This window comes from Arthrobacter agilis, from assembly GCF_030816075.1.
GTDB lineage: Bacteria > Actinomycetota > Actinomycetes > Actinomycetales > Micrococcaceae > Arthrobacter_D > Arthrobacter_D agilis_E.
This window is the reverse complement of record NZ_JAUSXO010000001.1, coordinates 3,608,957-3,630,836: the sequence shown is the minus strand read 5'-3', so window position 1 is coordinate 3,630,836 and position 21,880 is coordinate 3,608,957. Positions and strand designations below refer to the sequence as shown.

Below are 21,880 nucleotides of genomic sequence, written 5' to 3'. Positions count from 1 at the left end.
TCAGCCTTTCAGACCACCTGCCAGAAGTCCCCTCACGAAGTAGCGCTGCAATCCGAAGAACACGGCCAGCGGGACGATGATAGACACGAAGGCTCCGGCGGTCAGCCGCTGCCATTCACCGCCCCTGGAGCCCTGGATCTCGGCGAGGCGCTGCGTGATGGGCGCGACGTCCGCGCCGCCCCCGGAGAACACGAGGGCCACCAGCAGGTCGTTCCACAGCCAGAGGAACTGGAAGATGCCGAAGGAGGCGAGGGCGGGTGTGGCGAGCGGGATGATGATGCGCCAGAAGATCGTGCTGTGGCCGGCGCCGTCGACGCGTGCCGCCTCGATGACCTCGCCCGGGATCTCGGCGATGAAGTTGTGGAGCAGGAAGATCGCCAGCGGCAGCCCGAAGATGGTGTGGGCCACCCAGAGCTGCGCATACGTGCCGCTGGGCAGGAGCTGGAAGTCCCCGATCTTCAGGACCTGCGTGAAGAGCTGGAGGAGCGGGATCAGCGCCATCTGGAGGGGCACGATCTGCAGGGCGAACACGACGATGAAGAGGCCGTCCTTGCCCTTGAACCGGCCCCAGGCGAACATGTAGGCCGCCATCGAACCGAGGACCAGGGTGAAGATGGTCCCCGGGATGACGATGGCCAGCGAGTTCACGAAGTAGGACAGCAGGTTCGGGGACTGGCTGCCGCCGGGGCTGAGGACGTCGGCGTAGTTCTCGAGGGTGAACTGGCGGTCGGTGAGGACGTTCCACCAGCCGTTGCCCTTGATGTTGTCCTCGGGGCGGAAGGACGAGACGAGCAGGCCGAAGGTCGGGATGGTCCAGATGACGGCGATGATCACCGCGGCCGCCGTCGCGGTGCGGGAGGTCAGGCGTTGCCTGACCCGCTTCTGCAGGGCGGGGCGTTCCTCCGGCCCATCGCCCCCGACGCTCGGCAGGAGGGGCTTGGTGTTCTCCAGGGGCACAGTGCTCATCGGATTTCCTTCTGCTTGCGGAGCAGCCGTGCGTTGTAGACGACCACGGGCAGCACCATCAGGAACAGGACCAGGGCCAGCGCGGCACCCCGTCCGGGTTCACCCGCCCTGAACGCCTGGGTGTACATCTCGTTGGCCACCACCGAGGTCTCGTACTGGCCTGCCGTCATCGTCCTGACGATGTCGAACACCTTCAGCGTGCCGATGGTGATGGTGGTGACGACGACGATCAGGGACCCCCGGATGGTGGGGATCGTGACATTGGTGAACTGCTGCCAGGCGCTGGCGCCGTCCAGTCGCGCCGCCTCCACGATCTCGGTGGGGATCCCCTTGATCGCGGCCGACAGCACCACCATGGCGAAGCCGGTCTGGATCCAGATCATGACGGCGATGAGGAACAGGGTGTTCTCGGGGGCGTCGAGCAGGAACTGCTTCGGTTCCTGGCCGAACCAGACCAGGATCTGGTTGAGGAGCCCGATCTGGTCCTGCTCCGGCCCCTTGTAGGCGTAGACGAAGCGCCAGATGACGCCTGCACCGACGAAGGAGATGGCCATGGGCATGAAGACGAGGGCCTTGAGCGCCTTCTCGCCACGGGCGCGGTCGATGAAGACGGCGTAGGCGAGGCCGATCGACGAGGCCAGCAGTGGCACGAGGACCACCCAGATGACGGTGTTGCGCAGCGTCACCAGCGCCTCGGGCTGCGTGAACATCCAGACGAAGTTGTCGAGACCGACGAAGTCGCCGTTGCGGTCGGTCAGTGAGAGGTACGAGGTCTGCAGTGCGGGGAACACGAGACCGACGGCGAGGAGCACGAGTGCCGGCGCCAGGAATCCCGCGATCTGGATCTTCTCCCGCCCGGATTTCGGCGCCCGGTCGACGAGCAACATGATGAGCCCGATGATGGCGGCGAAGACGGCGAGCCCCACCACCACCTGTAGCCCTTTTTCTGCAATGTCTTCCACAGCACAGCCTCCTTGGTGCACGTGAGCGAAGTAGGGGGTGGGTGACAGGGCGCCGCGCCGAAGCGCAGCGCCCTGTCACCCGGACCGCGGCCGGTGCCGCCCCTCGGGCCGGCGCCGGCCGTCAGCGCATCAGGAAGCGGGCCAGCTGTCCTCGACGGTCTGCGTGACTTCCTCCGTGGAGGAACCGTTGAGCCAGTTCACGATGCCGCTCCAGAAGGAGTTGGCTCCGACCGCGCCCGGCATGAGGTCCGAGCCGTCGAAGCGGAAGACCGTCTCGGGATCCTGGAGCAACTCGATGGACTGGCGGTCGAGGTCCGACGTCGCGACCTCGGGGTCGAGACCCTTGTTCGCGCTGATCGCACCGCCCTGGGAGACACGGGCGTTGGCGAACTCGGCGCTGGCGAGGTAGGCCTGCAGCGCCTGGACCTCGGGGCGGTCGTCGTAGGCGCCGATGAGCTCGCCGCCACCGGTGATGGCGGTCCCCTGGGAGGCGTCGATCGGAGGAGTCATGAAGGCCCAGACGTCGCCGTCCTCGGCCACGTTGGTTCCTTCGGGCCAGTTGGCGGCCTGGAACGATGCCTGGTGGTGCATGGCGCACTGTCCGTCGAGCACGGGCTGGCCCGCCTCGGCGAACGGCGTGGAGAGGATCGAGCGGACGTCGCCGAAGCCGCCGTTGACGTTCTTGTCCTCCTTGAGGATCTCGCCGACGCGGTCGAAGGAGTCGACGATCTTGGGATCGTTGAACGGGATCTCATGGGTGACCCACTGGTCGTAGACCTCGGGTCCGTGTTCGCGCAGGACGGCGTCCTCGACCCAGTCCGTACCCGGCCAGCCGGTGGCCTCGCCCGATTCGAAGCCTGCGCACCAGGGCTTCATCTCGTCCTCGTCGGCGATCTTCTCGGTCAGCGCCGTCATCTCGTCCCAGGTGGTGGGGACCTCCCAGCCCTTCTCCTCGAACGTGGCGGGGACGTACCAGACGTACCCCTTGACGTTGGCGAGCATCGGCGCGGCGTAGAACGTGCCGTCCACCGTCCCGTACTTCTTCCAGTCCGCGGACCAGTTCTTGTCCACGAGATCCGAGACGGCCTGCGGTGCGGGCTTCAGGTTCGGTGCCTGGTCCGCCAGCAGGCCGGGCTGCGGGAAGATGGCCAGGTCCGGAGCCGTGCCACCCTGGGCACGGACGCCGATCTGGGTCTCGAACTCCTTGGACCCCTCGTAGGCCACCTCGATACCGGTGCACTCCGAGAAATCCGTCCAGGAGTTCTCGAGCAGTTCGGCCTCGACGTCGACGATGGTCGAGTAGACGCTGACCTCGGCGTCCTCGAACGTCCCGTAGGACTCGTAGGCGGCGCAGTCCGCGTCACCCGAACCGCCGGCGCTGTCGGACCCTTCGGAACCGCAGCCGGCGAGTGCGAGGAGGGAAACGCTGAGTGCTGCGGCAGGCAGCAGGAACTTCCGTGAGCGAGTGGTCGCCATTGAAACAGACTCCTTTGTCCTGGGGCGCGTCGAGGGACCACTCGCAAGCCCGGAAAAGGCCTGCCATCGGTGTCCGCCAGCGTCCCGAATGATGGAGTCAGCGTAAGCGCTTACAACCGGTCGCGTGGCCGAAATCGGCGCCCGTCACTGCTTCGATACGAAATTGTGATGTGCTGCACAGCCAGGGGGTCAGTTCACGCGTTCCGCGCGCGTGAGGCGCACCCGGGCGCCCGATCCGATGCTGATGAGGACCGGCGGACGTGAACCGGTCACGGCGTCGAGGGCCTCGACGAGGCGGGAGACCTCGGCGGCCACCACGTAGGGGGGCACGCCCTTCCGGGGGAAGACACGGACGCGCAGTCCCGGTACACCGCGGAGCTGCCAGGTGCTCACCGATGCGCCCGCGAGGTCGGAGCGCTCGAGCAGGGCGGCCTTCAGGACCTGCTCCGCAGCGGCAGCAGTGATCGTCACCGATCCCTCGGGCCCGCTCGCTCCGTCCGCTCCGCCGGAGGGAGTGCGCGGGACCCTGCCCGTCGCCGGCGCCGTGGCGGTCGCGAACAGGCCCGTCCGCCCCCTCCCCTGGGAGGCGATCCAGACGACGAGCAGCACGATCAGGAGCACCAGGAGCACCGCGAGGACGATCCACAGCCAGGTGTCCGCCTGGCCCTCGAGCGTGGTCCGGGTCCGGAGCCCGTCAATGGCCGCACCGGCCCGTGGAGCGGCTGCCGCCCACCAGGCGGCGACGGCGGGCAGCGCCAGGACAGCGAGCCCGGCGGCCCCGAGGAGGAGGACCAGGAGCCCGACGACGGCGAGCACGAGACGGTTGAGCAGCCGCGGCGTGGTGTTCACTGCCCGATCACCCCCGATTCGGCCACGACGACGGTGATCCTCGGCTCGGGTTCCACGCTGGAGCGCCGGAGGTCGTCCGCGACGGCCGCGGTGACCGCGTCGGCGTCGACGGGGACGCCGGAGGTGGGCCTGATCTGCACGGTGACGGTGCTGCGTCCCACCGTGACGAGGACCTGCTCGGGGGCCACGCCGGCCGCGATGCGCGCCCTGCGGGCCAGCGACGACGCCACGACCTCCGCGTCGACGACCACGGCGGCGCGTCCGTTCGGGATCGTGTACCGCGCGCGGCGTCCGGGCAGGAGGGCGAGCAGGAGCAGCAGCCCGCCGACCACCAGCAGCAGGACGGAGGCCGCCCCGAGCAGCGTGCCGGGTGTGCCACCGGGAAGGGTGCCGAGCCACCGGGCCGCCGCCTCGACGTCGAGCAGGAACGGCTCGTCCCCCACCGCCTTGAGCACGGCCTCGAACAGGAGCAGCAGGCACCCTGCGACCAGGAGGACCGCGACGACCACCGACGGGAGCGCGCGGGAGGAGTGCAGCTCCCGGCGTACGAGGCGGGACGTGGACGCCGGCGCGGACGCGGCGCCGTCACGGGGATCGGCGCTCACAGTACCCTCGCCCCCCGGGTGACGGTGCTGCCGATGATCCGGATGTCCACCCGGCTCAGCCGGGCGCCGCTGAGCTCCTGGATCCGCTCGAGGATCGGGCTGCGGGCCGCTTCCGCCCGGACCAGGAGGGGGCCGCCGAACGCGTCGACGATCGCGGGCTCGTCGAGGACGCGTGTCAGGGGCGGGACGGGCAGGGACAGTGCGAGGAGGAGTGCGAGCAGTCCGCGATCGTCCGTGAACGTGGCCCGGACCTGCCCGGGCTGCACCCCGAGCACGTCGGCGGCGGCGGCACGGGCGAGGCTCGTGAGCGCCTGCGTGGTGATGCGGTTGTGTCCGGCCGGTGGAGCAGGTCGCCGCGAGGGTGGAGCCGGCGTCGGGGTGCGGACGGGCGCGGGAACCGATCGGGTGGTCACGAGGACGAGCGTCGGCCGGACAGGGCGTCGAGGACACCACGGAGGTCGAGCTTGCCCTCGGCGATCCGCCCCACGACGGCGCCGCACAGGACCAGCACCAGGGTGAGGAGGAAGCCCCAGAAGCCGAAGATCAGGGCGGCGAAGGCGAGGACGGCTCCGGCCGCCATGCCGGTGGTGGTGGGCGTCATGGCTTCCTCATTCGACCGATGGCTTGAGCTGCGTGGATCCCGTGGCCGCCGTGGGGCCCGCCGTGCCGGCGGCTCCGGTGCGGACGCGCTCGGCCCCCCTGGTCTCGGCCGGCTGCGGCAGGTGCACGTCGACCACCTCGACGTTGACCTCGATGACCTCGAGCCCCACGAGGTCGGTGAGGGCGTCGTAGACGGCGGAGCGCACGGCGTCGGCGAGGGAGTGGAGGGCGTAGCCGTACTCGGCGACGAGGCTGATGTCCACGGCGAGCTGGGTCTGCCCCACCTCGACCTTCACGCCGTGGGAAGGGTCGCCCGCTCCGACGGCGTCGCGGATGACGCCGAGCGCGCGTCCGGCACCCGGTCCCAGGGAATGCACTCCCGGTACGGAGCGGGCGGCGATGGCCGCGATCTTCACCGCGGCGGGATCACCGATGACGGTCCGTCCGGCAGGTGCGTCCGGCAGGACGGGCAACGGCCGCCCCATAGGTTGCTCGATCATCGAAGAAGGCCCCTTTCCCTTGCCCCCAGCCTAAGCCACCCTGCCCGGCACGGGGCGGGAGGCGACGCGGCGTCGCACGAAGCGCCACGGCGGGCGGGGCCGGGCCTCAGGAGTTGGCGCAGTGCTCCCCGAGCCAGTCCTGCACCGGCAGCATGGCCCGCCGGAAGCGCTTCTCGTCGAAGGTGCCGGAACCCTTCGGAGGAGCCTCCACGGAGTAGGCGAGGGTGGTGAAGTCGTCGTGCAGCTCCGCGGGCACCTTCTCCCGCAGATCGAGGATCTGCTGCTCGAGGGCGAGGAGTTCGTCGGGGTCCGTGTTGGAGCGCAGGCTCAGGGGGGCGAGCATCGCGGTGGTGACCCCGCCGGCGACGATGACGCAGTGCTCGGACGGATCGGACGCCGTCCCCGCCTCTGCGTCGGTGGTTCCGTCGGCCCCGGTCCCCGTGGCCGGCCCGGTGCTGGCGCCGGGTTCCGCCGAGGGGCTGGCCGGCATGGTGAGTATCGTCTCCTCGGGCGCGGGAGCGCCCTGGCCGCATCCGGTGAGGGCCACTGCGAGCGCACACAGCGCGACTGCGGAGTGCAGGAGTCTCACTGGTGCCCTTTCGTCTCGGTGCAATCCCGGAGGTTCAACGCGCGAGACCTCCACTACTATCCCAGGTGGTTATCCCAAGCAACTGGAAGGGCGGCTCATCGGCGCCCGGCGGGAGGCATCTGCCGGACATGCTACGGCGCGAACCACGGCGTTGGCTGGGAGGACGAGGGGCGCGGCCCTGTGGCGGAGCGGATCCGGAGCACCGGGGACGCGGAGGGCCGGCGGGCATCCGCCCGGCACGTGCCCGGCACCCATGAAAAAACCCCGCGTCCCGGGAAGGGAACTACGGGGTTTTGCGGTGGCTCCGACCGGCGTCGATCCGGTGACCTTTCGATTTTCAGTCGAACGCTCTACCAACTGAGCTACAGAGCCTTGCGACCATCGCGATGATGATCACCGTATCCAGCCCGACCGGCTCCCCGGGGGGATCCAGTCGCCTGAGCGACCCTGACGGGACTTGAACCCGCGACCTCCGCCGTGACAGGGCGGCGCGCTAACCAACTGCGCTACAGGGCCTTGCTAACTTCACTTGCTCATTCGCAAGAGTTCCAGCCTACCAGCACTTTTCGTACCGTTTGACCGCCCCTGGGGGCTGCTCCTGCGTACCCCCAACGGGATTCGAACCCGTGCCGCCGCCGTGAAAGGGCGGTGTCCTAGGCCGCTAGACGATGGGGGCCCGGACCACACTTCGGGTTCCTGCGACCTTCCGGAGGACGAGCATTTCCGGCGGATCACTCCCTGTCGTGGACCTATAAAACTATAGGGGCACTTCGATGATTACACAAAATCGCCGGCGTACGGGCTGCGGACGGGGCGGGCCCGGCCCTGTCCGCGGCCCAGCCCCGAGGGTGTGGTCTGTACGATCGGGGCGTGCCGTTCCAGATATCGCGTGAAGAGTTCGAGGAAGCCGTCGACGACGCCATCGACCTGATTCCCGACGACCTCGCCCGTGCCATGGACAACGTGGCCATCTTCGTGATCGAGGAGTACGAGCCGGCGCCGGGCGAGCCCGCCGACACGGAGCTGCTCGGCCTCTACGAGGGGACGCCGCTCACCGAGCGGGATTCGTGGTGGGACGCCGGGTCGCTGCCCGATCGCATCAGCATCTTCCGGGGGCCCCTCATGCGCCTGTGCGCCTCCCGCGAGGAGCTCGTGGAGGAGATCCTGGTGACCGTCGTCCACGAGATCGCCCACCACTTCGGGATCGACGACGAACGGCTGCACGAACTCGGCTGGAACTGACGCGACACGCCGTCGTCGTCCGACCGAAATGACACCCATGTTGTTTACGATACTGATGTGACCCCTGTTGCTTATGTGACTGAGGCACCCTAGGGTCGTCCCTGTCGGTCATCCCATCGACGACGGACCCGGGCGAAAGAGCGGCACAGCGTGCAGTCATCGAGAACCACCCTCCTGCGCAGGATCGCCCCTGTCCTGGCCGCCGCCGTCCTGATCGGGTCCACGGCCGGGACATCACTGGCCTCCCCCGCACCCGCTTCGCCCCGCGCCGCGGACATCCCCTCCACCGACGAGATCAGGCGCGCGCAGGACGACGCCGCGGCCGCAGCGGGACTCGTCACGGACATCGAGGGCATCATCTCGGCGGCGGGCGAGCAGCTGCAGGAGGCCCAGCTCACCGCGTTCAAGGCCCAGAACACGTACAACGTGGCCCTCGCCGTCCTGCAGGACCGGCGTGCCGCCGCGGAGCTGGCCGACCGGCGGGCCACGGAGGCAGCGCAGGACCACGACGCCGCCGAGGAGCAGGTCGGCCGGCTCGCCGGGGACCTCTACCGGTCGGGCGGGATGAACCCCGGCATCGAGAGCGTCCTCGACGGCAGCGACCCGGACGAGGTCATGTACCGGGCCTCGACCCTGTACGGGCTCTCGAGCAGCAGCACGCGGACGCTCGAGGAGGCCGAGACCGCCGGCGAGGCGTGGGCGTCCCTGACAGAGGACGCGCAGGCCGCGCGCCGGGCCGCCCAGGAGGCGGCCGACACGGCGGAGGCGGCCGGTGACGACGCCCGGAGCGCGGCCGCGGATGCCGAGCAGCTGGTGGCCGTGAAGGAAGCCGAGCGCTCCACCCTCGTCGGTCAGCTCGCCGTCCTGCGGAACACCACCGAGGCACTCGAGGACAAGCGTGTCGCCGGTCTCGAGCAGGCCCGGCGCGACCGGGACCTCGCGAGGACGATCGCGGAATCCGCCGCGGCGACCACGCCGGCACCGGCGGCAGAGCAGCCCGGCGACGCCACGAGCACGCCACCGCTGCGCGCCCCCGCCCCGGCTGCCCCTCCCCTGCGGACCCCGCCGGCCGCCACGGCTCCGACACCCGCCGTCCCCTCGCGGCCGGCGCCTGCGCCTGCCGCCCCGGCCCCGGTCCAGGTCCGGCCCGCTCCCGCTCCGGTCCAGCCGGCGCCCGCTCCGACCCAGCCCGCTCCGGCCCAGCCCGCCCCCGCTCCGGTCCAGCCGCCGCCCGCCCCGGTCGCCCCGGCTCCCGCTCCGCCGGCCCCGGTCCGGCCCGCCCCTGCTCCGCCGTCGGGCAGTGGTGCGGGAGCAGCGGCCCTGAGCTACGCGCTGTCGAAGACCGGCGCGGCGTACCACTACGCGTGGGGAGGCAACGGGCCGCGCGGCTACGACTGCTCCGGGCTCACCCAGCAGGCCTTCGCCTCCGCCGGTGTGTTCCTGCCGCGGACCGCCGCGCAGCAGTACGCGGCCGTGCAGCATGTCCCGCTGTCGCAGCTACAGCCGGGCGACCTGGTGTTCTGGGGCAGCGGTGCCGACATCTGGCACGTGGCGATCTATCTCGGCGGCAACAGGGTGGTCAACGCGCTGAACCCCGAGCAGGGCATCCTCGTCACCGACCTCGCCGCCATGGGCGGCATGGGCCCCCTGAACCCCTCCGCGGGACGCGTCTAGCGGCTCCTACCGGGTCGGGGCGATCATCGGACCGAACGAGCTGCGGTCCTCGAGGCGCGGATCGGCCTTGTCCGGTACGACCAGCACGGGACCGCGGGCATGGTGCAGGACGCCCTGGCTCGTGGAGCCCATCAGCATCCCGGCGAATCCCCCGCGACCCCGTGTGCCCACCACGAGCAGTTCCGCGGTGGCCGAGGCCTCGATGAGCACCTCCGCCGGAGGCCCGTCCACGAGGTCCACGCGGATGTCGACATCGGGGAAGTGGCTCTTGAGCCAGTCGCGGCCGGCGGCGAGCTGCACGGCGAGATCCGCGTGCAGGGCTTCCCGGTCCACGGGCGCCGGCACCCAGGCGAGCGAACCGTTGAAGGGGGCCACCGAGCAGATGACGGACAGCGGCAGTCCGCGCGACCGGGCCTCCTCCGCGGCAGCGAGCGAGGCCGTCCGGGCCTGCTCGGAACCGTCGACGCCGACGACGACGATCGGCTCCACCGGCGCCGCCTGCTGCTCCCTGTCCCTGCGCGGCTTCCTGTCCAGCTCGGGATGCCCGAGACGTGCCCCCGAGCAGACGGGGACGACCACCGTGGGGCATTTGGCGTGGGCGGGCAGTGCGCTGCTGACGGAGCCGAGGAGACGGCCGACGAAACCGCCGCGGCCCCGAGAGCCCACGACCATGAGCTCGGCCTCCTCGGAGAGGTCCAGGAGCACGCCTGCGGCGTCGCCCGTCTCGATCCTGGGGTGCACGTCGACGGCCATGCCCTCGACGTGCGTCAGCGCTTCGTTGAGGACCGCCTGCGCGCTCTCGCGGATCACGTCGTCGTCGACCGTCGCGTAGCCGGCGTCCATACTCGACGCCGCGAAGACGGGGACCGTGTAGGCGGTCACCACATAGAGCGGGGAGGCGCGGCGCTCCGCCTCACGCGCGGCCCAGAGCAGGGCGCACGTGCTCTGGTCGGACCCGTCGACGCCGACGACGATCCCGTGCTGCGCCAGTCCGTGCGACAGGCCTTCTGCATGCTCGCTGTCCACGGCAAGCCTCCCTCGGTTGCGTGTCCCCACCGCCCCTCGCGGCCGGTCCATCCTTTGTAGCGCACGGGCTCGTGATCGGTCCATCCACCGGCCTGTTCAGGGTCTGAAAAGTTATATAGGCTGCGAAGACCCGTTGCGGGTGCGAAGGCCGTAGGCCTTCTGCTCCCGTGCGTAGTGCTCTTGGTTGACCCGTTCGCAGCCAAGAGCCCGTACGGTCCGGAAGAGGCGCCGGACCGTACGGAACCAATACTTCGTGGAGAGGTACCCCGGTGGATTCCTTGCCGCTCGACCCGGTCCGCTCTGCGTCCATGCCACCCGCATCCGCGGAGCATACGAGCACCGTGGTCATCGGCTCCGGGCTCTCCGGCCTTGCCGTCGCCAGCGAACTCAGCCGCCGCGGTATCAGCTCGATCGTGGTGGAGAGCCTCGAGTGCTCGGACTCCGGCGCCATGCGCACGGTCATGACGGACTCCGTCTCCCTCTCGGAACGCACCGAACTCATGCGGCTCCTCCGCGCCTACGCCGCCGCCCACCAGCTCGACGTCCGCCAGAGCACGGTGGCGGAGCACCTCAGCATCATCGGGCACCCGAAGCTCATCAAGGGTCCCGTGGGACGCAAGAAGTGGGCCGTGCAGACCGCCGACGGCGTCCTCCTCGCCGACCACGTGGTCCTGACCAAGTACCCCCAGAACGAGCTGCGGAAGTTCCTGCGCTCCATGGGCATCGCGATCGGCAGGGACCTCAAGGCGGCCCTGCGCGCGATCGGCCTGCACCTGGTCGGTGTCGGCGAACTCCTGACGCCGACCACGCGCGAGATCGTACGCCAGGCGAAACTCGTGAGCGACGCGATCGTGGCCCAGGGGCCCGCCGCGCTGAACCGGATCGCGCCGCCGGCCGCGGCGATCTCCCCGTTCGGCGTCTGACCCGTTCCCGACCGCGGACCGCCGGGCGGACTGCCGGCCCGGCCTACTTCCCGGCGCCGAGCCGCCTGCGGGCGGTGACCGCGAGCGCGGCGGCGATGACCACCAGGGCGGCGATCATCAGCACGATGCTCCACGGGAAATCACTCACCCCGGCCGTCTGCGTCTCGTTGGCGGGGGGTTCCTCCGTGTCCACGGGACCGGCGGTGCTGGCCGCGTCCGGTACCGTCGTCGAACCCTGCTGGGTCCTGAAGGCGAACGTCCCCTCGATCGGGTGGGAGTCCGAGCTCACCACGCGCCAGTTGACGGTGTACTCGCCGGCCGGCGCCCCCGCGCGCAGCGGCTGGGTGGCGGACCGGTCGACGATCGCCACCGGGCCGTCGGCCCAGTCGGTGCCCGACTCGTCGAGGACCTGCACCTGCGCGCCGATCCCCGAGGGCACGTTCGAGAAGTCCAGTTCCAGGGCCGGCGGGAGCACTTCGACGGTGGCACCCTCGGCCGGGTCGGTCCCGGTCAGTTCGTCGTGCGCGCTCGCTGCGCCACCGGCGCCGAGCAGCATGGCGAGTGCCAGCAGGACGGCGGAGACGAGCCCGGCGGCAGCCGGGAGGGGACGACGCCCCAGCCGCGGTGTGGCCGGGTGCTGGGCGGGCGGGAGGAGGGAGGCAACCATGCTCCAACCCTACGCGGAGACCCTGAGGGGGTGCTGGGGAACCTGCAGCCGGCCCGTCGGAGGGGCCCGTAACGGACGCCGGGTCCAGGCATGCCCGCGATAGAATGTATCGCGATTGCTCCCCGACCCTACCGCCCTAGGATCCCCCATGCTCAAAACTGGTTCCGTGCTGGATCGCTACTTCGACATCACGCAGCGGGGGTCCACCTTCTCGCGGGAGATCCGCGGCGGTCTCGCCACCTTCTTCGCCATGAGCTACATCGTGGTGCTCAATCCCCTCATCCTCGCCGGGGCCGACTCCTCCGGCGCGGAGCTGGGCTTCGAACGCGTCGCCGCCGTGACGGCGCTGGTGGCGGGCATCCTGACGATCGTCATGGGCGCCTGGGCCCGGTACCCCTTCGCCCTGGCCACGGGACTCGGCGTCAACGCCTTCGTCGCCATCACCGTGGCGACCAACCCCGGCCTGACCTGGCCGGACATCATGGGCCTCGTGATGCTCGCCGGGCTCACGATGCTCGTCCTGGTCCTCACCGGATTCCGCACCGCGGTCTTCAACGCGGTGCCCGAGAGCCTCAAGACGGCGATCGTGGTCGGGATCGGCCTGTTCATCGCCCTGATCGGCCTCGTCAACGCCGGGTTCGTCCGCCGCGTGCCCGACGTCGCCAACACCACGGTGCCCGTGGGTCTCGGCTTCGGCGGCGTCCTGATCGGCTGGCCGACCCTGGTCTTCGTCTTCGGCCTGATCCTGACGATCGCCCTCGTGGTCCGCAAGGTACGCGGCGCCATCCTCATCGGCGTGCTCGCCGCCACCGCCCTCGCCGTCGTGCTCGAGGCCGTCTTCGATGTGGGCGCGAGCGTCACGCCGGGCCAGGACCCGAATCCCGCGGGCTGGTCCCTCGTGGTCCCCGAACTGCCTGCCGGCTCCTGGGTGGGGGTACCCGATCTCAGCCTCGTGGGCAATGTCAGCCTGTTCGGCGCCTTCGGCCACCTCGGCGGTACGGCCGCCGTCCTGCTGACCTTCACCATCCTGCTCAGCATCTTCTTCGACGCGATGGGCACGATGGTGGGCCTGGCGAACGAGGCCAAGCTCGTCGACGCGAAGGGCAACATCCCCGGCGTGGACCGGGTCCTCATCGTGGATGCGCTCGGCGCGGTGGCCGGCGGGGCGGGCTCGGTGTCGTCCAACCAGATCTACGTCGAGTCCGGTGCCGGGATCGGTGAGGGTGCACGCACGGGGCTCGCGAACGTCGTGACGGGCCTGCTGTTCCTCCTCGCGATGTTCTTCACGCCGCTCATCAGCCTCGTGCCGTTCGAGGCCGTGGCTCCCGCCCTCGTGGTGGTGGGCTTCATGATGGTGGCGCAGGTGGGGCGCATCGACTTCGAGGACTGGGGCATCGCGATCCCGGCCTTCCTCACGTTCACGCTCATGCCGTTCACCTACTCGATCGCCAACGGCCTCGGCGCGGGCTTCATCGCCTTCGTGCTGATCCGCGCCATCCAGGGCCGCGGACGCGAGGTGCACCCGCTGATGTGGGCCGTCGCCGCCGCGTTCGTCGTGTTCTTCGGCATCGGGCCCATCGAGCAGCTGCTCGGCATCTGATCCCCGGGTCCGCCGGGCCGGGGGCACTCCTGTTCAGCGGGCGGACCAGCCCCCGTCCATGACGTAGGAGGAGCCCGTCACCATCGCGGCGTCGTCGCCCGCCAGCCAGGCGACGAGCGCGGCGACCTCCTCCGGTTCCACGAGGCGCTTGATCGCCGACTCGGTGAGCATGATCCGCTCGAGCACCTCCTCCTCGCTGATCCCGTGCACGCGCGCCTGGTCGGCCAGCTGATGCTCCACGAGGGGGGTGCGGACGTAGCCGGGGTTGACGCAGTTGCTCGTCACGCCGTGGGCGCCGCCCTCGAGGGCCGTGACCTTGGAGAGTCCCTCGAGGCCGTGCTTTGCGGTGACGTAGGCGGACTTGAACGGCGAGGCCCGCAGTCCGTGGACCGAGGAGATGTTGATGATCCGGCCGAAGCCCCTCGCGTACATCCCCGGCAGGGCGGCGCGGATCAGGAGGAACGGCACCTCGACCATGAGCCGCTGGATGCGGCGGAAGTCCTCCGGATCGAAGTCCTCCAGGGGGCTCACCGTCTGGATGCCCGCGTTGTTGACCAGGATGTCCGCCTCGAGGGTCAGCGACTCCAGCGCCCGCGTGTCGAGCAGGTCCACCGCCCACGCCTCCCCGCCGAGATCGGCGGCCAGGCCGACGGCACCGGCTTCGTCCCGGTCCGCGACGACGACGTGCGCCCCGCGGCCGGCGAGCGCACGGGCGCTGGCCGCGCCGATCCCGCTCGCGCCGCCCGTGATCAGTGCGCGCCGACCGGACAGGGGCCCGGGGGTCAGGGCCTGCGCCGGCTGGGACGCCGTCGTGCTCATGGCGTGACCCGGCCCGCGAGGGGCGTGTCCAGTCCGTGGCGCCGTGCGTCCTCGGCGTCGACCTCGCGGAGGGAGGCCCCGCGGGTCTCCTTCAGGGTCAGGACCGCGACCAGGGTGATGGCGCAGGCGACCACGAGGTAGAGGGCCACGGGCACCCAGCTGTCGTACTCCTGCAGGAGGGCCGTCGCGATGATCGGCGCGAGGGATCCCGCGAGGATCGACGTCACCTGGTACCCGAGGGAGACGCCGGAGTAGCGCATGCGGGTGGGGAACATCTCCGCCATGATGGCCGGCTGCCCGGCGTACATGAAGGCGTGGAAGACGAGGCCGATCGTGACCGCGAGGATGATCAGGAAGGCGTTCAGGGTGTCGAACATCGGGAAGGCGAAGAACGCCCACGTGGCGCCGAGGACCACCCCGACCAGGTAGACCGGCCTGCGTCCGAAGGTATCGGACAGCCTCCCCACCTGGGGGATGACGGCGAAGTGGACGGCGTGCGCGATCAGGAGGGCGAGCAGCAGCTGCGAGGTGTCGTACTGGTGGACGGTCTTGAGGTAGACGATCGTGAAGCTGACGATGATGTAGTAGAGGATGTTCTCGGCGAACCGCAGGCCCATGGCCCCGAGGACGCCCTTCGGGTAGCGCTTGACCACTTCGAGGACGCCGTAGCCGACCTCCTTCTCGGATTCGATCTTCTCGCGCGCCTCGAGGAAGATCGGGGCCTCGCTGACGTGCGTGCGGATGTAGTAGCCGATCACCACGATGATCGCGGAGACCCAGAAGGCCACCCGCCAGCCCCAGCTGAGGAACTGGTCCTGCGGGAGGATCCAGCTCATGCCCAGCAGGACGAGCGTCGCGAGGAGGTTGCCCACCGGGACGGCCGCCTGCGGCCAGCTGGACCAGAACCCGCGCGACCGGTTGGGGCTGTGCTCGGCGACGAGGAGCACGGCGCCGCCCCATTCCCCGCCGACCGCGAAGCCCTGGATGAAGCGCAGGATCACGAGCAGCGCCGGCGCCCAGTACCCGATCGAGTCGAACCCGGGGAGGCATCCCATGAGGAAGGTGGCGACGCCCACGAGGATGATGGTGACCTGGAGCGTGTGCTTCCGGCCGAGCTTGTCACCGATCTGCCCGAAGACGATCCCGCCGAGCGGCCGGGCCACGAAGCCGACGGCGTAGGTGATGAAGGCCGCGATGATGCCGTCGAGTTCCGAGCCCGCGTTGGGGAAGAAGAACGCCCCGAACACCAGGCTCGCGGCCGTGGCGTACAGGAAGAACTCGTACCACTCGACGACCGTCCCGACCATGGCGGCCGCGACGATCCGCTTGAGGCCGGTCGTCTCGTCCGACGCTCCGGGGTCCTGCTGGTTACCAGGGGTGTTCGAGCGCTGATTGACGCTCATGGGATCTCCTCTGTCGACGCTGACACGGGTGCCGGCCCACGTGGAGGCTCCGGCGGTTCCTTCTGAGTATCCCTGCAGCTTTCCGGCCCGCCAATGGCCAGATCGGCACCCGGGCCCTGCAATACTGCAGATATGTCCGTGCCCAACGCCCAGGATCTCGTGGTGCTGCTCGCCGTCGCCCAGAGCGGGCGCTTCACCACGGCCGCCGACGCTCTGGGGCTGAACCACACCACGGTGTCCCGGCGGATCGAGGCCCTCGAGAAGGCGCTCGGGGGGCGGGTGGTGTCCCGTGGCAGCGGAGGGTGGGAGCTGACGGACCTGGGCCGGCGTGCGGCGGACGCGGCGGCGGACGTCGCGGAGGCGGTCGCCCGGTTGGGGAACGACGACGGCGCGCTCGCGGGCGTGGTGCGCATGAGTGCCACCGACGGTTTCAGCGCCTTCGTCGCCGCGCCGGCGTTCGCCCGGCTGCGGGCGGACAACCCCCGGCTCAGTATCGAGATCATCACCGCGACCCGCCGGGCCTCGCAGACCCGGACGGGACTCGACTTCGAGGTGGTGGTCGGTGAACCGCAGGTGCACCGGGCGGAGGCGGAGCGGCTGGGCAGCTACGTCCTCGGCCTCTACGCGTCGCGGGAGTACCTCGCGGCGCACGGCACACCGGGCACCCTCGGGGAGGCCATGGACCACCAGCTCGTGTACTTCATCGATTCGATGCTGCAGGTGGACAGCCTCGACGCGCCCCGCCGGCTCCTGCCCACCATGCGCGATGCCCTGGGCTCCACGAACGTCTTCGTCCACGTCGAGGCCACCCGGGCCGGTGCGGGTCTCGGCCTGCTGCCGTGCTTCATGGCGGATCGGCACGCCGATCTCGTCCGCCTCCTCCCCGCCGAGGTCGCGGAGGAACTCGACTACTGGCTCGTGGTGCGGACGGACGCGCTGCGCCGGCCGGCGGTGGCGGCCGTCGTCGACGCGCTGCGGCACGCGACCGCTGCCATGGAGACGCAGCTGCTGGGCCGCCGCTGACCGTCCGCCGGGTCAGGAACCGCCACTCCGGGGCCGGAGGCGGGTCTCCTCGACGTCCAGGATGCGCTGGGCCTTCGCCAGCACGCGCGAGGAATAGGTGCCGCGGGCCCGGGCCGCCAGCAACGCCTGCCGCTCCGCGTCGAGCACGGCCAGCCGGAGATCGCGGTACTGCCGGTGCGGCGACCGCACGAGCTTCTGCTCGGGCAGCCGCGCCTTCTCCCATTCGAACTCGGACCGCATCCCGGTGTCCGTCCGGACGCGCTCAAGGACGTCGTCGTCCACCTCGATGTCCTCGCCCATGACGGCCTGCGGATCCTCCAGGACGCGCAGGCCCTCGGTGCGCAGCTCGTCGAACAGGGTGGCGGACTCCTCGCGGTCGGACCCGGCGTCGATCCCCTCGATCCTCAGCACCCGGATGAGGGCCGGCAGGGTACTGCCCTGCACCAGCAGGGTGGTGACCGCGACGGTGAACGCGATCAGCACGAGCTGCTCCCGGTACGCGAACGATTCCGGCAGGGACTGCGCCGCCGCCAGCGTCACCACACCGCGCATGCCGGACCAGCCGAGGACCGTGGCGCCCCTCCAGCCGAACCCCTCCCGCCGTTCGAGTTCCAGGTCCGCCTTCCGTCGCTCCAGCATCCGCGTCAGGGCGCGCTTGCGCCTCTCCTGCCGTGCATCGAGGGTGGGCTGTCTCTTGAGGCGGCCGAGGCCCCGCCGCAGCTGCAGCGTCCGGCGTTCGGCCCGGCTCGGCAGCCAGCGCATCAGCAGCACGAGGGGGAAGACCCAGAGGAAGCGCAGCACGATCAGGGCGAGGGTGGCGAGGAGACCGATCAGCACCGTCTGCCCCACCGTCAGCAGCGACTGGTCGATGTTCTGCAGCAGGCTCCGGAGCTCGAGCCCGATGAGCAGGAACACGCCGTTCTCCAGGAGGAACTGCACGGTCCGCCAGTTCACGTTGTCGCTGATCCGTGCGCGGGCATCGAAGTGGCTCGCGCTGCGGTGGCCCGTGTAGATCCCCGCGACCACGACGGCGAGCACCCCCGAGGCACCCAGCTCCTCGGCGGGTATGAAGGCCACGAAGGGCACGGCCAGTGACAGGGCGGTGTCCAGCACGGGGTCGCCGAGCCTGGAGCGGATGAAGACCGTCACCATCCCGACGGCGTAGCCCACCAGCACCGCGACGACGACGGCGAAGGCGAAGTCGGCCACCGCCGACCCGAAGCCGCTCAGCGCACCGGCGGACGCGGCGATGGCGCTGCGCAGGAGCACGAGGGCCGTCGCGTCGTTCACCAGGCCCTCGCCCTCGAGGACCGTGAGCAGCCGCGGAGGCAGCCCGAGCCGCCGCCCGATCGAGGTGGCCGCGACGGCGTCCGGCGGGCTGATGACCGCACCGAGCGCGATCGCCGCCGCGAGGCCGAGCCCGGGCAGCAGGGCGTGGAGGAGCAGCCCGGTGGCGAAGGCCGAGACGACGACGAGCGCCACGGACAGGCTGGCGATCGGCGTGAAGTTCCGGCGGAAGTCCGTGACGGGCGTCTTGATGGCCGCGGCGTAGAGCAGGGGCGGCAGGATGCCGGTCAGGATCCACTCGTCGGGGATGCTGAAGCTCGGCACACCGGGAACGAAGGAGAGCCCGATCCCCACGACGACGAGGATGAGCGGCGCCGCGACCCCCACGCGCTTCGAGACCACGGCCACGCCGACCAGGACGGCGATCCCGATGATGCCCAGCAGTCCCAGTTCCACCCCGCCAGCCTAGTGGGCGGGCCCGGGGACAGGAGCCCGTGCCCCGGGCCGGGGACCACCCTTGACGTCGCCCGGCCCCGGCCCGCCCTCAGTCCGTGAGGACCTGGGCGCCCGCCGCGAAGGCCCTCACGCGGTCGTCCTGCCAGAGGTGCGCCGGCACTCCCCCGCCGAGCAGCTCGCGGGCCAGCCCCGGGTCCTCGCCGAGGGGCGCGTCGCTCCCGGCGATGATCACGTTCCCGTAGCGCCGGCCCTTGAGCATCGCCGGATCGGCGATGATCACCGTGCTGGTGAACGCGGCGGCGAGGGTCGCGGCCTCCCGCCGGGCCAGGGCGAGGTCTGGGCTGTCGCCGCAGTTGACCAGGTAGACGCCGTCGGCGGCGAGGACCCGCTTGGCCGCCCGCGCGAACTCCAGCGTGGTGAGGGGGGCCGGGGTCACGGCGCCGGCGAACACGTCGCGGATCACGAGGTCGCGGCTGTCCTCGCTCAGGGACTCCGTCACGGCACGCGCCTCCCCCACGCGGATGCGGACGAGGGGTGCCCGCGGGAGGTCGAACCACACGCGCACGAGTTCGGCGAGGCGCCCGTCGAGTTCGACGACCACCTGGCGCGCCTGGGGATGGCTGGCCGCGAACCGCCGGGCCAGCGAGCAGGCTCCCCCACCGAGGTGCAGCGCGCGGAGGCGGTCCGACGACGCCCAGCGGGAGTCGACGAGCGACGCGATCCACCGCATGTACTCGAAGTCGAGGTGCAGTGGGTCCGCCAGGTCGATGTGCGAGCTGGGCACACCGTTGATGCGCAGCACCCAGCCGTTCGGGTTGTAGGGATCGGGTTCGAGCTCGCACGTCCCGGTGTCGATCGGGAACTCGCCGATCTCGGGGCGGGGCCCTGCAGGTCTCGCCATCAGGAGGGCCTCACTTCTGGTCGGGGCGGTGCATCCGGAACATCGGCCGGTGGTGCCAGGTGGGTCCGCACAGCATGGCTGTCCCGTCCGGCGTGAAACCGTTGCGGACGTAGAAGCGTTCGGCCCGCGGGTTGTCGTTCAGGATCCACAGGTAGGCCGCCCTCGTACCGATCGCGGTGTCCAGCAGCCGCTGCCCGAGCCCGGTGCCGTGCGTGGAGCGCAGCGTGTAGATGTGGTGCAGCTCGAAGTCGGGCCTGTCCTCGTCGCGTCCGGGGCCCGACGTCGCGATCGCGACGGGCTCGCCGTCGTCGTCGAACGCCAGCCAGCTCCGCGCGCTGCCGGGGGTGCGTCCCGCTGCCTGGAACGCCTCCCGCTGCCGCACGATCATCGCGGGCAGCTCGGCGTCGTAGAACGCGTGGTACTCCGGCGGCATGATCTGCTCGTACGTCTCGTGCAGCCCTGCCACGTGCGTGCGGGCGTAGGCCTCGGCGTCGTCGACCGTGGCAGGCCGGATCACGTAGGGCAGCGTCAGCAGGGGCTGTGTCACGATGCCAGTTTAGTGGCCTGAAGCCACCGATCGGGCGTCCGGCGTGGGTCAGGAGTGGCCCTCGAACTGCTCCTGCTCGGCGAGTGCCGCCTCCAGCCGCTCCACCTTGCCGGTCAGTTCGCCGGTGTACCCGGGCCGGATGTCCGCCTTCAGCACGAGCGACACGCGGCTGCCGTAGCGGCCGACGGCCTCGGTGGCGTGCTTGACCACCGCCATCACCTCGTCCCATTCGCCCTCGATGGTGGTGAACATGGAGTCGGTGGAGTTCGGCAGCCCGGACTCGCGCACGACGGCGACCGCGGCGGCGACGGCGGCGTGCACCGACCCGTCGGGATTCTCGCGGGAGAGGTCGGAGGAACCGGACGGGGCGACGCTGAAGGCTACGAGCATGGTCCCAGTCTGGCACGCGGGCATCGACGGCGGGAGGCCGGCTCGGGCCGGAAGCCCGGCGCGGGCGTCAGGCTCCCGTGACCGCCTTGACGAGCTCGTTCGCGCCGAGCACCAGGAACACGATCGTCGTGACCGCGAGGAACACGTTCGACAGCCACTTGTTGCGCCACTCCTTCGCCAGGCGCGTGCTGTTGAGCAGGACCAGGAGCGTGATGGCGAGGAACGGCATGAAGAGCGAACCGAGGACGCCGTAGAGCAGGATCAGGAAGAACGGCCGCCCGAGGAGGAGCAGGAGCATCGGCGGGATGGTGAGCCACAGCATGTACGCGCGGGCGGGCTTGCTGTGGGTGCCCGGCGCGTCGTCGTCGGAGAGGTCGTCCGCCTTCTTCCGGAAGTTGGCCCAGAAGTCCGCGAACATAAGGCTCACCCCGTGCCAGACGCCGAGGAGGGACGAGAACGAGGACGCCCAGAAGCCGATCAGGAAGACCTTCGCCCACACCACGCCGTACCGGTCCTCGAGGACCACGCCCATGTCGAGCAGCCCGCGGTCACCGGTCTGCAGGGAGATGTTCGCGGTGTAGAGCAGTTCGGCGCCGAGGATGAGCATGCAGATCACGAAGATGCCGGTCATCGCGTAGGCCACGGAGTTGTCCACCCTCATGACCTTCATCCACTTCGGCTTGTTCCACCCCTTCTCCCGCAGCCAGTAGCCGTAGGCCGCGAGGGTGATGGTGCCGCCGACGCCGCCCGCGAGGCCGAGGACGTAGAAGACCGATCCCTCGGGCAGGGTGGGCACCAGGCCCGTGAGCATGGAGGGGATGTTCGGTGTGGCGAGGACGGCCGAGCCGACGACGGAGACGAACATGATGCCGACCATCACCGTCATGATCTTCTCGAACAGGCCGTACCGGCCGAACCAGACGAGGGCGAGGCCGATCAATCCCGAGGCGACGGCGAAGACGTTGAGTGGGATCGCCGGGAACAGCGCCTGCAGGGGCAGCGCCGTGGAACTCATCGCCGTCGCACCGTAGACGAAGCCCCAGATGACGATGTACGGGCCGAAGTACACGCTCGTCCAGCTGCCGAGGGTGCGCCAGCCCTGGAAGATCGTCTTGCCGGTCGCGAGGTACCAGCGGCCCACACCCTCGACGAGGATGATCTTCAGGACGCAGCCGATCACCGCGGCCCACAGCAGGGCGTACCCGTACTGGCTCCCGGCGATCAGGGTGGCGACGAGGTCACCGGCGCCGACCCCGGTGGCCGCAGCGAGCAGCCCCGGTCCGACGAGTCTCCATTTGGGCTTCTCGAGCCCTTCGACATCCACACCTCTGCGTTCAGCCACCGCTGCCCCCTCGACGTCGTGTTGGTCGCATCG

At 70.4% G+C, this 21,880-nt stretch carries 23 protein-coding genes and 3 tRNA genes; 5 read left to right on the top strand and 21 right to left on the bottom strand.

Translation table 11 applies throughout. From position 1 onward, the window contains the following. From QFZ50_RS17145 to QFZ50_RS17090, 12 genes are all read right to left on the bottom strand, one after another. Entirely contained in the window at nt 1-966 is a 966-nt protein-coding gene (locus tag QFZ50_RS17145; RefSeq protein WP_307086204.1) for a carbohydrate ABC transporter permease, read from the bottom strand. Next, nucleotides 963-1,928, bottom strand: a complete 966-nt coding sequence (locus QFZ50_RS17140) for a carbohydrate ABC transporter permease (RefSeq protein ID WP_307086202.1) — start codon at nt 1,926-1,928, stop codon at nt 963-965. Before QFZ50_RS17140 ends, QFZ50_RS17145 begins: the two co-directional genes overlap by 4 nt. A 129-nt stretch (nt 1,929-2,057) precedes the next feature. Continuing rightward, on the bottom strand, nt 2,058-3,404 hold the full coding sequence (locus QFZ50_RS17135; protein ID WP_307086200.1) for an ABC transporter substrate-binding protein: 1,347 nt from the start codon (nt 3,402-3,404) through the stop codon (nt 2,058-2,060). A 189-nt stretch (nt 3,405-3,593) separates the two neighbouring features. Beyond that, nucleotides 3,594-4,253 (bottom strand): hypothetical protein, encoded by a 660-nt coding sequence (locus QFZ50_RS17130; RefSeq protein WP_307086198.1) that lies wholly within the window; start codon nt 4,251-4,253, stop codon nt 3,594-3,596. After that, nucleotides 4,250-4,858: a DUF6286 domain-containing protein gene (locus QFZ50_RS17125; protein WP_307086197.1), complete on the bottom strand. Its 609-nt coding sequence runs from the start codon at nt 4,856-4,858 to the stop codon at nt 4,250-4,252. Before QFZ50_RS17125 ends, QFZ50_RS17130 begins: the two co-directional genes overlap by 4 nt. Beyond that, the gene (locus QFZ50_RS17120; protein ID WP_373462291.1) at nt 4,855-5,271 is read right to left on the bottom strand and encodes a hypothetical protein; all 417 of its coding nucleotides are present in this window, start codon (nt 5,269-5,271) and stop codon (nt 4,855-4,857) included. Before QFZ50_RS17120 ends, QFZ50_RS17125 begins: the two co-directional genes overlap by 4 nt. Beyond that, the gene (locus QFZ50_RS17115) at nt 5,268-5,459 is read right to left on the bottom strand and encodes a DUF2273 domain-containing protein (protein ID WP_307086196.1); all 192 of its coding nucleotides are present in this window, start codon (nt 5,457-5,459) and stop codon (nt 5,268-5,270) included. Before QFZ50_RS17115 ends, QFZ50_RS17120 begins: the two co-directional genes overlap by 4 nt. A gap of 7 nt (nt 5,460-5,466) precedes the next feature. Further along, nucleotides 5,467-5,958: an Asp23/Gls24 family envelope stress response protein gene (locus tag QFZ50_RS17110; protein ID WP_307086195.1), complete on the bottom strand. Its 492-nt coding sequence runs from the start codon at nt 5,956-5,958 to the stop codon at nt 5,467-5,469. A 106-nt stretch (nt 5,959-6,064) separates the two neighbouring features. Beyond that, the gene (locus QFZ50_RS17105) at nt 6,065-6,547 is read right to left on the bottom strand and encodes a hypothetical protein (protein WP_307086194.1); all 483 of its coding nucleotides are present in this window, start codon (nt 6,545-6,547) and stop codon (nt 6,065-6,067) included. A gap of 299 nt (nt 6,548-6,846) precedes the next feature. Continuing rightward, nucleotides 6,847-6,919: transfer RNA gene (locus QFZ50_RS17100), tRNA-Phe, on the bottom strand. 70 nt (nt 6,920-6,989) lie between these two features. Beyond that, nucleotides 6,990-7,063 (bottom strand) — tRNA-Asp (locus tag QFZ50_RS17095). A gap of 87 nt (nt 7,064-7,150) precedes the next feature. Then, nucleotides 7,151-7,223 (bottom strand) — tRNA-Glu (locus QFZ50_RS17090). A gap of 194 nt (nt 7,224-7,417) precedes the next feature. Here QFZ50_RS17090 and QFZ50_RS17085 point away from each other — a divergent pair. Next, the gene (locus tag QFZ50_RS17085) at nt 7,418-7,789 is read left to right on the top strand and encodes a metallopeptidase family protein (protein WP_307086193.1); all 372 of its coding nucleotides are present in this window, start codon (nt 7,418-7,420) and stop codon (nt 7,787-7,789) included. Nucleotides 7,790-7,939: 150 nt separating this feature from the next. Further along, a complete protein-coding gene (locus tag QFZ50_RS17080) occupies nt 7,940-9,463 on the top strand; it encodes a C40 family peptidase (protein ID WP_307086191.1) in 1,524 nt (507 codons plus the stop codon). Nucleotides 9,464-9,469: 6 nt separating this feature from the next. Here QFZ50_RS17080 and QFZ50_RS17075 read toward each other — a convergent pair whose 3' ends face one another. Further along, a complete protein-coding gene (locus tag QFZ50_RS17075) occupies nt 9,470-10,489 on the bottom strand; it encodes a universal stress protein (RefSeq protein ID WP_307086189.1) in 1,020 nt (339 codons plus the stop codon). A 308-nt stretch (nt 10,490-10,797) separates the two neighbouring features. Between QFZ50_RS17075 and QFZ50_RS17070 the strand changes: the two genes are divergently transcribed. Next, the gene (locus QFZ50_RS17070) at nt 10,798-11,412 is read left to right on the top strand and encodes an FAD-dependent monooxygenase (RefSeq protein WP_307086187.1); all 615 of its coding nucleotides are present in this window, start codon (nt 10,798-10,800) and stop codon (nt 11,410-11,412) included. 43 nt (nt 11,413-11,455) lie between these two features. On the opposite strand, the gene QFZ50_RS17065 is transcribed toward QFZ50_RS17070, so the two are convergent. Next, a complete protein-coding gene (locus tag QFZ50_RS17065; RefSeq protein ID WP_307086185.1) occupies nt 11,456-12,079 on the bottom strand; it encodes a copper resistance CopC family protein in 624 nt (207 codons plus the stop codon). Nucleotides 12,080-12,227: 148 nt separating this feature from the next. Here QFZ50_RS17065 and QFZ50_RS17060 point away from each other — a divergent pair, with 148 nt between their 5' ends. Beyond that, nucleotides 12,228-13,679, top strand: a complete 1,452-nt coding sequence (locus QFZ50_RS17060) for an NCS2 family permease (protein WP_307086183.1) — start codon at nt 12,228-12,230, stop codon at nt 13,677-13,679. 33 nt (nt 13,680-13,712) lie between these two features. Here the strand turns inward: QFZ50_RS17060 and QFZ50_RS17055 are convergent, their stop codons facing one another. Beyond that, nucleotides 13,713-14,498, bottom strand: coding sequence for a 3-hydroxybutyrate dehydrogenase (locus QFZ50_RS17055; RefSeq protein WP_307086181.1), 786 nt, complete (start codon nt 14,496-14,498; stop codon nt 13,713-13,715). After that, the gene (locus QFZ50_RS17050) at nt 14,495-15,901 is read right to left on the bottom strand and encodes an MFS transporter (RefSeq protein WP_307086179.1); all 1,407 of its coding nucleotides are present in this window, start codon (nt 15,899-15,901) and stop codon (nt 14,495-14,497) included. The genes QFZ50_RS17055 and QFZ50_RS17050 overlap by 4 nt, the downstream gene beginning before the upstream one ends. Before the next feature lie 132 nt (nt 15,902-16,033). Between QFZ50_RS17050 and QFZ50_RS17045 the strand changes: the two genes are divergently transcribed. Then, complete coding sequence (locus QFZ50_RS17045) at nt 16,034-16,924, top strand: LysR family transcriptional regulator (protein WP_307086178.1); 891 nt, start codon at nt 16,034-16,036, stop codon at nt 16,922-16,924. Nucleotides 16,925-16,936: 12 nt separating this feature from the next. Here QFZ50_RS17045 and QFZ50_RS17040 read toward each other — a convergent pair whose 3' ends face one another. The 5 genes from QFZ50_RS17040 to QFZ50_RS17020 all read right to left on the bottom strand — a co-directional run bounded on the left by QFZ50_RS17040 (nt 16,937) and on the right by QFZ50_RS17020 (nt 21,847). Next, nucleotides 16,937-18,667, bottom strand: a complete 1,731-nt coding sequence (locus tag QFZ50_RS17040; RefSeq protein WP_307086176.1) for a cation:proton antiporter — start codon at nt 18,665-18,667, stop codon at nt 16,937-16,939. Between the two features lie 88 nt (nt 18,668-18,755). Further along, nucleotides 18,756-19,568: a spermidine synthase gene (locus tag QFZ50_RS17035; protein ID WP_307086174.1), complete on the bottom strand. Its 813-nt coding sequence runs from the start codon at nt 19,566-19,568 to the stop codon at nt 18,756-18,758. A gap of 10 nt (nt 19,569-19,578) precedes the next feature. Then, entirely contained in the window at nt 19,579-20,115 is a 537-nt protein-coding gene (locus QFZ50_RS17030) for a GNAT family N-acetyltransferase (protein ID WP_307086171.1), read from the bottom strand. A 48-nt stretch (nt 20,116-20,163) separates the two neighbouring features. Then, nucleotides 20,164-20,505, bottom strand: a complete 342-nt coding sequence (locus tag QFZ50_RS17025) for a thiamine-binding protein (RefSeq protein WP_307086169.1) — start codon at nt 20,503-20,505, stop codon at nt 20,164-20,166. Between the two features lie 67 nt (nt 20,506-20,572). Continuing rightward, on the bottom strand, nt 20,573-21,847 hold the full coding sequence (locus tag QFZ50_RS17020; RefSeq protein ID WP_307086168.1) for an Nramp family divalent metal transporter: 1,275 nt from the start codon (nt 21,845-21,847) through the stop codon (nt 20,573-20,575). Between the last annotated feature and the right edge of the window lie 33 nt (nt 21,848-21,880).